This is a genomic window from Ruania albidiflava DSM 18029, from assembly GCF_000421225.1.
GTDB lineage: Bacteria > Actinomycetota > Actinomycetes > Actinomycetales > Beutenbergiaceae > Ruania > Ruania albidiflava.
Map to the genome: position 1 here is coordinate 1 of NZ_ATWL01000028.1, position 12,600 is coordinate 12,600.

Genomic DNA, 12,600 nt, shown 5'->3' on the forward strand with positions numbered 1-12,600 from the left:
CCGACGCGCGGGTGTTGCTGCTGTGACCGCTGGTGTGGTGGCGTTGGCGTTGGCGGTGGTGCCGGGTCAGGTCGCTGTTGCGGCTCCGGCTGATGGCACAGTGCGTACCTTCGACGAGGAGGCGCTCGGTGAGCCGCCGGCTGAGTGCGAGACCGTCGGTGATGTCAGCATCGCCGAGGCCGGTTTCGGTGGGGCAGCCGAGACGAACCGGGCGATGCGGCTGGTCGATCAGGACAGCTCCGTCTACACCCGGGCCTGGTGCCACTACCCGCAGACGCAGGAGCGCTCGGTCTCCTACCGGTTCTCACCCGCGCAGTTCGACGCCGGTCCGTACGTGGCGATCCAGGGCGCTGAGGGCACCAGCGCGAACGGGGTGTGGCGCTTCACGTTCAACCCCGATGGGGACGACATCCGGATCGCGGCCTACGACGGTTCCAGCTTTGCCGATGTCGCCACAGTTGTCGATGGCGCTGCGCTGAACGAGTGGGTCGATGTCACGATCAATGCCACCCTCGACCGCGCTGAGCTCATCGTCAACGGCGTGCGGTTCGAGACCGACCGCCGCAACGACGCCTCACCCACCATGGGTGACATCTACTTCGGGTCGGCCGGGTTCAGCCCCGTCGGTGTCGACTACTACATCGACGACCTCGCCGTAGCCGGCGAGCTGCCCGAGGACGCCTTCACCGGCCTCGACATCGACCCCCTCTTCGACGACGCTGGGCTCGTCGCGGGCACGGAGGTGCTCGACGCACCGATCGCCCGGTTCCCGCTACCAGAAGGCGCGAGCATCACCGACTACACAGCCACGACAGAGTGGCAGGGCGAGACCATCCCCGCAGACCTCAGCGGCCCCGACCCGGACGGCTGGGTCACGGCGTCCATCACGCACACCTTCGCCCGGGCGGGGGTGAACTCGCTCCGCACGGTGGTCACCGCTGCCGACGGCAGCCAGTCCGTGGGCACTCAGGAGATCACTGTCGCCGGCGAGTTCTCCACCCTCGACTTCGAGTCCGACTCCGTCGGCTCGGTGCCGGGCAGCTGCTCCACCCTCGATGGCTACGACCCGGCCGTGGTCAGCGACGAGGTCGCGTCCGAGGGCGCACACTCGCTCCGGGTCCAGGACACGAATGCTAAGGCAGCCGTGGGTCTGACCTGTCCGGTCGCCCCGCAGCAGGGTGCCTACCTCTCCTTCCAGGTCAACCCCCAGGCGCTAGAGGGCTTCACGGTCGACCTCATCGGCGAGTCGCTGCTGCCGACCGGTCACCCGGCCAACTCGCTGTTCCGCCTGACCGTGAAGGACGACGGCAGCATCCAGTGGTACGAGCAGTGGACCGCGACCTGGCGGGAGCTGGCTCCTGCCGGCAGCGTCCCGCTCGGTGCGTGGTCACAGATCGAGGTGGCGGTACCGAGCGACAACGCCGCCGCGCGCGTGAGCATCGACGGCGAGTACGTGGGATCCGCGGGGTCCACGATCGGCAACAACTCGGGTCAGCACAACGAAGTCACCGCGATCACCGGACTGGCCCTCACTACCGGCGCGACCGGCGTCGGGGCTGCAGTGGACGATGTGTTCCTGGACGAGGTCACGTTCGGAACACCCGAGTCGACCCCACCGGAGGCGGTGGGCACCGCGCCATTCGACATCAGCGGGACCACGACGGTCGACGATAGCGGTGAGCAGGTCGGCTTTCCCCTTGGCGGCATTGTCGTGCCCAACGGCGACGACGGCCAGCGAATACTGCTCCCGTACTCGGGGCACGAGGACGCGATTGACGAGTCAGGCTTCTTGATCGGTGCCTCGGACGACGGCGGCGCGAGCTGGTTCAGCGGTGAGGACTTCAACCCGATGCCGGACGCCTCGGGCATCACGATGACCCGGCTGCGAAACGGCGACTTGATCGCGGTCAACTACAACGCGTTCATGACGCCGGGGACGGACAACCGCGAGGCCCTGGTGGAGACCGCAGTCTCACATGACGGCGGGGAGACCTGGACTCAGCGCTCCGGGTCCATGACGACGCCGGAGCCGATGCGCCCGATCGGCGACACCTCCCCGCGGCCCGGGACGACGCTGGCCGGCTTCGTGCTGCTGCACACCCTTCTGGAGGATCCTGACGGGACGCTGTACCTGTCGGCCTACGGGTACTACGAGGGCGATGAGAACTACCGTCAGATTGTGCTCGCATCCGAGGACGGCGGGATCAACTGGTCCGTCGCCGGCACGGTGGCGGAGGCGGATCCCGAGCAGGCCGATGTGCAAGCGTACGACGGACCTAGCGAAGGTGCGATCGAGCGGCTCGCCGACGGCTCTCTGCTCATGGTGATGCGCACCGGCTGGCACCTGCCGATGATCTACTCGCGCTCGTTCGACGACGGCGTGACCTGGAGCGAGCCGCAGGAGATCGAGGTCGGCCCGGCCGGGCAGGCCCTGCTCAGCGTCCAGCCGACTCTGGAGCGGTTGCCTACGGGCGAGCTTTTGCTCATGGTCGGGCGGCCCGGACTCGTGATGACGGTCTCGGAGAGCGGGCTCGGTGACGACTGGAGCGTCCCGGTCGGCATCGACTACGCCAACAGCGAGAACGGCAGCTTCACGGTGCTCGATCCGACCACCGTTGTTGCGGCGGGAGACCGCGGGCGGGTGGAGCCCTGGGAGGTCTGGTCGCGGAACGTCACCATCGATCCCTCCTGTGATCAGACGATCACTGGCACCCATGACGGCGCGGTCACGGCCGGTGCGGGCGGGCTGTGCCTGATCGATGCGACCGTCGACGGCCCGGTCACCGTCGAGGACGGCGGTCAGCTCATCGTCCAGGACTCGGAGATCACCGGGTCCGTCACCACCGACGCCGCCTCCGTGGTATCGGTCTGTGGATCGCACGTCGATGGCAGGGTGACGGTGGCGGGCACCACCGCCAGCGTCGCGGTGGGCGACACCACCAGCGGGTGCAACCCCTCCACGATCGAGGGACCGCTGCGCATCACCGACACGTCGGGCCCGGTCGTGGTGGACCGCTCGGACATCACTGGCAACGTGATGCTGTCGGGCAACAGCAGCCCAACAGAGACTGTGCTGTCAGGGCTCGCGGTGGACGGATCGCTGATCTGCGTGCGGAACACCGCCACCCCCACCGACTCCGACGTTCCTCTGACCGTGACTGGTTCTCGCCAGGGGCAGTGCTCGTCATGATCTAGGTCGCCGCGCCACGGCGGGGAGAGGGCGGTCTAGTCCCCCTCCCCGTCGGGGCGGCGGCGCAGCGCCTTGGTCTGGCCGCGCTGCTTCTTCGCATCCAGGCGGCGCTGCCGGGCGCGGCGGCTGGGCCGGGTCGGACGGCGCCGCGGTGGTGGTGGCATCAGCGCCTCGCGGATCAACGCCACCAGCCGCTCCCGGGCCTCGTTCCGGTTGCGCAGCTGGGAGGCCCGGCTGCTGGCCACGATGCGGACCTGCCCGCCGACCAGCGACTCCCCCAGCGCCCGCAGCACACGGCGGCGTTGTACCGGGGTGAACGCGGTGGAGGCACCCGGGTCGAAGAGCAGCTCTACCCGGGTGTCAGTGGTGTTCACCGCCTGCCCGCCCGGCCCGGAGGACCGGCTGAACCGCTCGGTGAGCTCGCTGCCAGGGACCACCAGCCCACCAGGGTTGCCCGGACCAGGGGGAACGCGCAGGTCGTCGCCAGCCATGAGGCCATCGTCCCACCCCGCGCAAAGCTGCCGAGGGTGTGGTTATGGTCGAAAAATCAGGGAAAAGCGACCATAACCACACCCTCGATGCGGTGGGTGGCTCAGCGGGTGGAGAAAGCGGCGTCGAAGGCTGCTCCGGAGGGTTCGTACCTGCTCAGCTGGCGGACGAACTCCAGCGCCTCCGGCGCACCGACCAGGCGGTCCATGCCGGCGTCCTCCCACTCCACCGACAGCGGACCCTCGTAGCCGATGTGGTTCAGCGCGCGGACCGCGCTCTCCCACGGCACGTCCCCGTGGCCGGTGTTGATGAAGTCCCAGCCGCGGCGCGGATCGGCCCACGGCAGGTGCGAGGACAGCCGCCCGTTGCGACCGTTGTTCATCCGCACCTTGGTGTCCTTGCAGTGCACGTGGAAGATCTTCTCCGGGAAGTCCAGCAGGAAGCTGATCGGGTCCACCTGCTGCCACACCATGTGGCTGGGGTCCCAGTTCAGCCCGAACGACTCCCGGTGCCCGATCGCCTCCAGCGTGCGCACCGTGGTCCAGTAGTCGTAGGCGATCTCGCTCGGGTGCACCTCGAGCGCGAACCGCACGCCCTCGGAGTCGAACACGTCCAGGATCGGGTTCCACCGGTCGGCGAAGTCGGTGTACCCGGCCTCGATGATCTCCTCGCGCACCGGCGGGAACATGGCCACGTACTTCCAGATCGCCGACCCGGTGAACCCGGTGACGGTCTTCACCCCGAGGCGCTTGGCCGCGCGGGCGGTGTTCTTCATCTCCTCGGCGGCGCGCTGGCGCACGCCCTCGGGGTCGCCGTCCCCCCAGATGGCCTCCGGCAGGATCTCCTGGTGCCGGATGTCGATCGGGTCGTCACAGACCGCCTGCCCCTTGAGGTGGTTGGCGATCGTCCAGACCTTCAACCCGTGCTTCTCCAGCGTGGCGAGCTTCTCCGCCACGTAGTCATCGTCCGTGGCGGCCCGGTTCGGGTCCAGGTGGTCGCCCCAGCAGGCGATCTCCAGGCCGTCGTAGCCCCACTCGCCGGCCAGGCGGCACACCTCCTCGAACGGCAGGTCGGCCCACTGGCCGGTGAACAAGGTGATCGGTCGTGCCATCGGTCTACTCCTTCGTGCTCGTGACGTGCGTTCTGCTCATGGTGGCTGCTCCAGGTGGCTGGGGCTCGTCCGTACGTGCTCCCCTGCCTGCCCATTGCCGGGCGGCCCGGTCAGCCGACTTCCACCCAGGTGCTGCCGGCAGCGGCCGAGGCCTCCACAGCGGCCAGCACCCGCTGCACCGCCAGCCCGTCGGCGAACGACGGCTCCGGCTGCTCCCCGGCGGCCAGCGCACCGACCAGGTCCACCACCTGGTGGGTGAAGCCGTGCTCGTAGCCCAGGCCGTGCCCCGGCGGCCACCAGGCGGCGATGTACGGGTGCGAACCCTCGGTGACCAGGATGCGCCGGAACCCGCCGGTACGCGGGTCCTCGGACGCGTCGAAGTACTCCAGCTCGTTCAGCCGCTCCAGGTCGAAGGAGATCGCCCCCTCGGTCCCGGAGATCTCCACCCGGAGCGCGTTCTTGCGGCCCCAGGCATACCGGGTGGCCTCGAACGTGCCCACCGCTCCTCCGGACATGCGCGCGAGCCACATCGCGGTGTCGTCCACGGTGACCGGGCCGAGCTCGTCGCCGCCGACCCCGGCGATCCCGACCCGCTCGGTCTCGATCGGCCGCTCGGTCACGAAGGTCTCGGTCATCGCCGTGACACCGGTGATCTGCTGCGCGGTGAGGAACTGCACCAGGTCGGCGATGTGGGCGCCGATGTCGCCCAGCGCCCCGGACCCGGCAGCGGTCTTGTCCAACCGCCAGCTCAGCGGCGCATCGGCGTCGGCGAGCCAGTCCTGCAGGTACTGCGCGCGCACCTGACGCACCTCGCCGATCTTTCCCTCGGCGATCAGCTGCCGGGCGAGCTGCATCGCCGGTACCCGCCGGTAGGTGAACCCGACCATGGCGCGCACCCCGTCCGCGGCGGCGCGCTCCGCCGCGGCAGCCATCTCCTCGGCCTCGGCCACAGAGTTGGCCAGCGGCTTCTCGCACAGCACGTGCTTGCCTGCTTCCAGGGCCCCGATGGCGATCTCGGCGTGGGTGTTTCCTGGGGTGCACACGTCCACCAGGTCCACATCGTCACGGGCGACGGCGGAACGCCAGTCGGTCTCCGTGCTCGCCCAGCCGAGGCGGTCGGCCGCCGCGGCCACCTTGGCCTGGTCACGTCCGCAGAGCACCTGCTGCACGGGTGCCAAGGGCAGGTCGAAGAACCGGGGTGCGGTCCGCCAGGCGTGGGAGTGGGCGGCTCCCATGAATGCGTAGCCGATCATCGCCACACGCAGCGGTGCGGCACTCTCGGTGGTCATCGGTCGGGTCCTCCTCTTCTCGGGGTGGCATGGGGGTGCGGGCAGGCCGCGCACGGCAGTTCAGCGGCCCGCCCGCTCACCTGAGGTCCACGAGTCCAGCAGCGGACGCCAGGTGGGTCAGGGGTGATCAGGAGTCGAACGCGGTCGGCAGGTACTGGTCCACGTTGTCCGCCGTGACCACCGGAGCGTAGAGCTGCACCAGACGGGGCACCTCCACCTCCACCAGGTCGCCGAGCGCCTGCTGCTGCACCAGCAGCTTGGCCAGGGCGATACCGTCTGCCGCCTGGGTGGAGGGATAGATCACCGTGGCCTCGACGACGGAGTCACCGGAGGAGATCTCCTCCATCATGTTCCGCGAGCCGGCACCGCCGACCATGAAGAACTCGTCCCGGCCGGCCTGGTCGATGGCGGCGAGCACACCCACGCCCTGGTCGTCGTCGTGGTTCCAGATGGCGTCGATCTCTGGTGCCGCCTGGAGCAGGTTCGCGGCGGCCTCCTGCCCACCTTGGACGGTGAAGTCGGCCGCGACACGGTTGTCCACGTCCAGACCGCACTCAGCGAGGGCGTCCTCGAAGCCCTGGCTGCGGTCCTGGGTGAGCGGCAGGGAGTCGATCCCGGCGATCTCGGCGACCACCGCGTCCTCCTCGCCCTCGAGCTGTTCGCAGATGTAAGCACCTGCCGAGACGCCCATGCCATAGTTGTCCCCGAGCACGGTCACCCGGGAGGCGTTCGGGTCGGAGAACTCCCGGTCGACGTTCACCACCGGGATCCCGGCCCGCATCGCCTTCAGCGCCACGTTGGTCAGCGCCGCACCGTCGAAGGGCAGCAGCACGATGGCGTCCACCTCGTCGTTGATGAACGTCTCCACCTGGCTGATCTGGACGTTCACGTCGTTGGTGCCCTCAGCCACCCGCAGGTCCACATCCTCATGGTCCTCGGCATAGGACTGGGCAGCGGCGGTGATCGCCCCCATCCAGCCGTGGTCGGCGGCGGGGGCGGAGAACCCGATCACCACCGTCTCACCGACCTCGTCGGCGGACCCGGAGTCACCGGAGTCACCGGAGTCCCCGGCCCCGCCGGCGTCGGCCTGGGTCTCCTCCTCCTGTGGGGCGTTGCTGGTGCAGCCGGCCAGGATCATCCCGGCGGCAGCGAGTCCGGCCACCGGCATGAGCAGCCGGCGGCGCCACGTGTGTGCGGTCATGAGGTTCCTCCTTGAACGGGGGTGGGGGTGGGTGTGCGGGTGAAGATCTGGCGCCACCATCCGGGCCGGCCACCATTGGCAAAGCGCTGCTGCAGCAGCACGGCGATGACGATGATGGCGCCCTTGGTGACCAGCTGGGCGGACAGGGACAGGTTGTTCAGCGTGAAGATGTTCAGGAGCATGGAGAAGATCAGCACGCCGAGCACAGTGCCGACGATCGTTCCCCGCCCGCCGATCAGCAGCGTGCCACCGACCACCACGGCGGCGATGGCGTCCAGCTCGTACATGTAGCCGTGGGTGGAGGTGCCCACCCCGGTACGCCCGATCATCAGCACTGCGGCCAGGCCCACGCAGAGCCCGCCGAGGGTGTACACGGCCAGCAGGTGCTCACGCACCCGGATACCGGCCAGGCGGGCCGCCTCCGGGTTGCCGCCGATCGCCACGGTGCGCCGCCCGAACGTGGTGCGGTTGAGCAGGATCCAGGCGAGCACGGCCACGATGGCGAAGACCCAGACCACCATCGGGATCTTCAGCACGGAGCTGCGGAGGAAGTCCAGCAGCCCGTTGTTCTCCACGATCTGGGTCTGCTTGTTCGAGATGATCTCCGCCAGGCCGCGGGCAGCGACCATCATCGCCAGCGTCGCGATGAACGCCACGATCCTGCCGTAGGCCACCAGGATCCCGTTCACCAGGCCGCAGGCGGCACCGACAGCGCAGGCGGTGAACACGATGACGATCCAGTGGTACTGGTCGGCCATCGCCTGGGTGGCCAGCGTCGTCGCCCACACGGAGGCCAGGCCGAGCACCGACCCGACGGACAGGTCGATGCCGCCGGTGGTGATCACGAACGTGGTGCCGATGCTGATGATGCCGATCACCGCTGCCTGGCTGATGATCGTCAGCGCGTTGCCACCATCGACGAACCGGTCGCCGGCGCTGACCACTCCGATCACGACGAGCAGCAGGAAGGCGATCACCAGGCCGAGGTTGCGCACCACGGAGGTGGGCAGGCCGCGCCGGCGCGGTGCGTCCTGGCCGCCGACGGGCTGCTCCGGTGGTGGTACGGCCTCGGCGGTCTCCGGCAGGTCCGTGACCGGGTCCTGGGTCTCGGAGGTGGGGTGGTCCTGGGTCATCGGTGTCCCTCCGCTAGCGCGTCGCTGTCCATCACCAGGTCGAGCACCCGGTGCTCGTCGATCTCGGTCGCGGGTCCGGTGTGCACGATGCGGCCCTCGGCGACCACCAGCACGGTGTCCGCCAGCGCGAGCACCTCGGGGATCTCGCTGGAGACCACCACGATCGCGGTCCCGCTGTCGGCGAGCTGTCCGATCAGGTCGTAGATCTCCGCGCGGGCGCCCACGTCCACCCCGCGGGTAGGTTCGTCCAGCAGCAGCACCCGGCAACCGTGCTCCAACCAGCGCCCGAGCATCACCTTCTGCTGGTTGCCGCCGGAGAGGGTCCGGATCGCGCGGTCCGGGTCGGCCGGCCGCAGCTGCAGGTTCTGCATCTGCGTGGCGGTGGCGGCCCGTTCGGCGTGCTCGCGCAGGAACCCGCCACGGGCGAAGCCTGCGAACGAGGACAGGGTGAGGTTCTTGAAGATCGGTTCGTCCAGGATGAGGCCCTGGCTCTTGCGCTCCTCCGGGCACAGACCCACCCCTGCGGCCACAGCGCGCGGGACCGATCCGGGCGGCAGCGCCACGCCGTCGACCGTGACCGTGCCGGCCGTGCGGCGGCGAGCACCGGCGATGGTCTCCAGGATCTCGGAGCGTCCAGCGCCGACCAGACCCGCCAGACCGACGATCTGCCCGGCCCGGACCGTCAGGTCCACACCGGAGAACAGTCCGTCCACAGCCAGGTCCACCACCTGCAGGACGTCCTGCGCCTCCGCCGGCACCTCCCGGCGGGCGAAGGCGTACTCCCGGGTGCGACCGGTCATCAGCGTGATCAGCTCGCGGGTGCTGGTCTGCGCCACCTCCAGCCCGGAAGCGACTGTGCGCCCGTCCTTGAGCACGGTGATGCGGTCGCCGATCCGGCGGATCTCCTCCAGCCGGTGGGAGATGTAGATGACGGCGATGCCCGAGGCGGTCAGGTCCCGCACCACCCGGAACAGGTTGTCCACCTCTTCGGAGTCCAGCACCGCAGACGGCTCGTCCATGATCAGCAGCCGGGCGTCGCGGGAGAGGGCCCGGGCCATGGAGACGACCTGCTGACCGGCGGCGGAGAGCGTACCTACCTCCGCATGCGGGCTGATCTCCGGGTGCCCGAGGCGGACCAGCAGGTCACGGGCGGCGTGCGCCGCATCCTGCCGCCGGGTCAGACCAGCGACGGAGCGTTCGTTGCCGAGGAAGATGTTCTCCGCCACGGTGAGACCGGCCACCACGTCAAGCTCCTGGTACATGGTGGCGATCCCGGCGCGCAGCGCGGCCGCCGGGGTGGCCAGGGTGACCTCCTCGCCGTCGATGCGGATCGCACCCGCATCGTGACCGTGCGCCCCGGAGAGCACCTTGATCAGCGTGGACTTCCCGGCACCGTTCTGCCCGAGCACACAGTGCACCTCACCGGCGCGCACATCTAGGTCGACGCCATCGAGCGCCTTGGCACCGGGGAAGTGCTTGACGATCCCGTGCATCGTGAGGAAGGGGTCCGCTGTGACCATGTGCCGACCATAACCAGCCTTTTGGCAGTTGTCGATCAAAAGTCGGTGAGCGGGGTACGGTTGTGACCAACCTGTGATGAAGGAGAGCCTCGCGTGGTCGTTCCCCTCACGTCCCGACCGACCGGTTGTGGCGAGCTGTTGCAGATCCTCCGCGACGGCGTCCCGCGCAGCCGCGCGGACCTGGTGGCCATCACCGGGCACGCCCGGTCCACGATCGGCACCCGGATCGACGCGTTGCTGCCCACCGGGCTGGTACGCGCCGAGGCCGCCTCGTCCACCGGGGGCCGACCGCCGTCGGTGTATGCGTTCGACCCGAGCGCTCGGCTCGTGTTGGCGGTCGACCTCGGGGCAGTGCACCTGTCGGTCGCGGTGCTCGACCTGGCCGGCACGGTGCTCGCCGAGATCCGGGTCGACAACGACATCGCCGATGGGCCGGAGCCGGTGCTGGACCGGGTGGTCGGGCTCGGTCGGGCGCTGCTGGACCAGGTCGGACGGCCGGCCGGTGACCTGGTCGGCGTGGGCATCGGCGTACCCGGCCCGGTGCAGAAGGCCAGCGGCAGACCGATGAATCCGCCGATCATGCCGCGCTGGGACGGTGTGGACATCAAAGGCATCCTCGGCCACGAGCTCGGTGTCCCGGTGCTGGTGGACAACGACGTGGACCTGATGGCCATCGGTGAGCACACTGCCGCCTATCCGGACGTGTCTCACCTGTTGTTCGTCAAGGTGGCCACGGGGATCGGGGCGGGCATCGTCGCGAACCATGCGCTCGTGCGCGGCACCGACGGCGCTGCCGGGGACCTGGGGCATGTCGCAGTACCCGAGGGCCGCCCGGAGCTGTGCCACTGCGGGAACACCGGCTGCCTGGAGGCGGTGGCCAGCGGCGGCGCCCTGGTGCGCAGGCTGCAGGCAGATGGCGAGAAGGTGCGCACCAGCGCCGACGTGGTGGACCTGGTGCGCGGCGGTGACCAGCACGCTACGGCGCTGCTGCGGCACGCCGGCCGCGACCTGGGTGCGGTGCTGGCAGGCTGCGTCAACCTGCTCAACCCGTCGATCATCGTGATCGGCGGGGTGATGGCCCAGGCCGGAGAACACCTGCTCGCCGGCATCCGGGAGGTCGTCTACCGTCGGTCCTTGCCGCTGGCCACCGAGAGACTGCGGATCGTCACCGCGAGCACGGCCGGGCGCGCCGGGCTGCTCGGCGCCGGCCGGGTGGTGGCCGACCACGTGCTCGCACCGGCAGCGGTGGACGCGCTCACCGAGACGCACGCGCCTGCGTGAGCTGGCCAGGCAGCAACCCGATCAGGGTCGGCGGTGCTCGACCCACACGTTCGGCTCGACATAGACACCAAAGTCTTGGGCCTGCGAGACCAGGACCGGGTTGAGCGCACCGTCGACCACCACCGGCCCGTCGGTGTCGAACGGCAGCCCGGTCCAGGCCCGCCACTCGGCGAGCGTGCCAGGGATGGTCATCGCAGTCGGGCAGACCTTCACGATCCGCCCGCCGGCGCGCACATGCACCCGCAGCCACGGGTCGTGGGGCAGGCCGTCCGCCCGGGTCCGGTAGGCGTACTCACTCATCGGCGTGTGCGGCTCGGCCGCCTTCTGCGACGGCCGTACCGGGACGTAGAGCACGTCGTGGCCCAGGCGGAAGGTGTTCTCCCGCAGCGCCTGCACCATCACCGGGGCGAGACCTCGGCCCTGGTGCTCCTTGAGGATGACGATCTCCAGCGCGGCGGCGGCATTCGGCACGCGGCCGGCCAGCCGGTCGCTGTGCGCCCACCGGATCACCTCGTCCCATCCGGCGTCCGGCAGCTGCTCGCGCCCCGGAGTACCGAACACGAACGGCAACGAGTACCCCTTGGCGACCGGCACGTCCCCGTCGGTGGCGAGCAGCACGTAGTCCGCGACGTGCTCGAGGTGGCCGTAGTAGAGATCACCGGTCGGGTCGTGCTGCATGAACTCCGGCCAGGCCAGGTCGAAGGCGGCATGGTCGACCGTGGTGAAGATCTCCGGGTTCTGCGCGCGGTTGTGGATGGTGAACGTCATACCTCAAGTCTGGCCGAGCCGGTCAAGGCACGCCTCGATGTCGTAGGGCACCCGGACGAACTGCACCCCGAACGGGCCGGCCTCCGCTCCCGGTGCTCCCTCGAGGATCACGTAGGCGGCGGTCGGCTCGTCCAGCGGGTTGCCCACGCTGCCCACGTTCAGCAGGGTGCGCGAGCCGGAGACCTCCAGGTAGGTGTCGTGGATGTCGCCGTAGGCGACCACGTCCGGCGTCGGACCGTTCCCGGTCAGCTCGGTCGCGGCGAACATGGCGTCGAACTGCTCGGGGGTGTGCCGGAAGTGCACCCGGGTGTAGATGCTGTCCGCGGAGGCGTGGAACAACCGGACCCGTCGGCCGCTGAGCACCAGGTCGCAAGCCAGCGGCAGCTCGCGCAGCCACTGCCGGTCGTCGGCGGTGAGCGACCGCGACAGACCCCCGTGGCCCCTTACCAGCCACGTCCCCCAGGTTGTAGATCGTCTCGATCCCACGGGCGTCGATGTCGGCGAGCACCGCGGTCAGGGCGGTGAGGTTGCCGTGGATGTCAGAGAGGAGGGCGATGCGCTGAGTCGTGGTCATCGCCGGTGAGCCTAGCGCGGCAGGACCGGCCAGCCCGGCGGCCC

The 12,600-nt window shown here is 69.7% G+C and carries 10 protein-coding genes; 2 read left to right on the top strand and 8 right to left on the bottom strand.

The features are described from left to right. Positions 1-22 precede the first annotated feature (22 nt). On the top strand, positions 23-3,190 hold the full coding sequence (locus tag K338_RS0118130; RefSeq protein WP_022919580.1) for a sialidase family protein: 3,168 nt from the start codon (positions 23-25) through the stop codon (positions 3,188-3,190). Between the two features lie 35 nt (positions 3,191-3,225). Here the strand turns inward: K338_RS0118130 and arfB are convergent, their stop codons facing one another. The 6 genes from arfB to K338_RS0118160 form a co-directional block, all read right to left on the bottom strand. After that, positions 3,226-3,681: an alternative ribosome rescue aminoacyl-tRNA hydrolase ArfB gene (gene arfB, locus K338_RS0118135; protein WP_022919581.1), complete on the bottom strand. Its 456-nt coding sequence runs from the start codon at positions 3,679-3,681 to the stop codon at positions 3,226-3,228. 101 nt (positions 3,682-3,782) lie between these two features. After that, on the bottom strand, positions 3,783-4,790 hold the full coding sequence (locus K338_RS0118140; protein WP_022919582.1) for a sugar phosphate isomerase/epimerase family protein: 1,008 nt from the start codon (positions 4,788-4,790) through the stop codon (positions 3,783-3,785). Positions 4,791-4,900: 110 nt separating this feature from the next. Then, positions 4,901-6,079, bottom strand: coding sequence for a Gfo/Idh/MocA family protein (locus K338_RS0118145; protein ID WP_022919583.1), 1,179 nt, complete (start codon positions 6,077-6,079; stop codon positions 4,901-4,903). Positions 6,080-6,206: 127 nt separating this feature from the next. Beyond that, on the bottom strand, positions 6,207-7,280 hold the full coding sequence (locus tag K338_RS0118150) for a substrate-binding domain-containing protein (protein WP_022919584.1): 1,074 nt from the start codon (positions 7,278-7,280) through the stop codon (positions 6,207-6,209). Next, positions 7,277-8,413, bottom strand: coding sequence for an ABC transporter permease (locus tag K338_RS23805; protein ID WP_022919585.1), 1,137 nt, complete (start codon positions 8,411-8,413; stop codon positions 7,277-7,279). The genes K338_RS0118150 and K338_RS23805 overlap by 4 nt, the downstream gene beginning before the upstream one ends. After that, entirely contained in the window at positions 8,410-9,933 is a 1,524-nt protein-coding gene (locus K338_RS0118160; protein WP_022919586.1) for a sugar ABC transporter ATP-binding protein, read from the bottom strand. The genes K338_RS23805 and K338_RS0118160 overlap by 4 nt, the downstream gene beginning before the upstream one ends. A 93-nt stretch (positions 9,934-10,026) precedes the next feature. Here K338_RS0118160 and K338_RS0118165 point away from each other — a divergent pair, with 93 nt between their 5' ends. After that, positions 10,027-11,214, top strand: coding sequence for an ROK family protein (locus K338_RS0118165; RefSeq protein ID WP_022919587.1), 1,188 nt, complete (start codon positions 10,027-10,029; stop codon positions 11,212-11,214). Between the two features lie 21 nt (positions 11,215-11,235). Here the strand turns inward: K338_RS0118165 and K338_RS0118170 are convergent, their stop codons facing one another. Both K338_RS0118170 and K338_RS25330 read right to left on the bottom strand, forming a co-directional pair. Then, positions 11,236-11,982 carry a GNAT family protein gene (locus K338_RS0118170; protein WP_022919588.1) on the bottom strand — a complete coding sequence of 249 codons (747 nt, stop codon included), beginning with the start codon at positions 11,980-11,982 and terminating at the stop codon, positions 11,236-11,238. A gap of 3 nt (positions 11,983-11,985) precedes the next feature. After that, positions 11,986-12,468, bottom strand: coding sequence for a metallophosphoesterase family protein (locus tag K338_RS25330; RefSeq protein WP_245543003.1), 483 nt, complete (start codon positions 12,466-12,468; stop codon positions 11,986-11,988). Between the last annotated feature and the right edge of the window lie 132 nt (positions 12,469-12,600).

Bases quoted from the DNA above. Each gene is read 5' to 3' on its own strand.
- arfB (WP_022919581.1), bottom strand. From the start codon at position 3,681: ATGGCTGGCGACGACCTGCGCGTTCCCCCTGGTCCGGGCAACCCTGGT.
- K338_RS0118140 (WP_022919582.1), bottom strand. From the start codon at position 4,790: ATGGCACGACCGATCACCTTGTTCACCGGCCAGTGGGCCGACCTGCCG.
- K338_RS0118145 (WP_022919583.1), bottom strand. From the start codon at position 6,079: ATGACCACCGAGAGTGCCGCACCGCTGCGTGTGGCGATGATCGGCTAC.
- K338_RS0118150 (WP_022919584.1), bottom strand. From the start codon at position 7,280: ATGACCGCACACACGTGGCGCCGCCGGCTGCTCATGCCGGTGGCCGGA.
- K338_RS23805 (WP_022919585.1), bottom strand. From the start codon at position 8,413: ATGACCCAGGACCACCCCACCTCCGAGACCCAGGACCCGGTCACGGAC.
- K338_RS0118160 (WP_022919586.1), bottom strand. From the start codon at position 9,933: ATGGTCACAGCGGACCCCTTCCTCACGATGCACGGGATCGTCAAGCAC.
- K338_RS0118170 (WP_022919588.1), bottom strand. From the start codon at position 11,982: ATGACGTTCACCATCCACAACCGCGCGCAGAACCCGGAGATCTTCACC.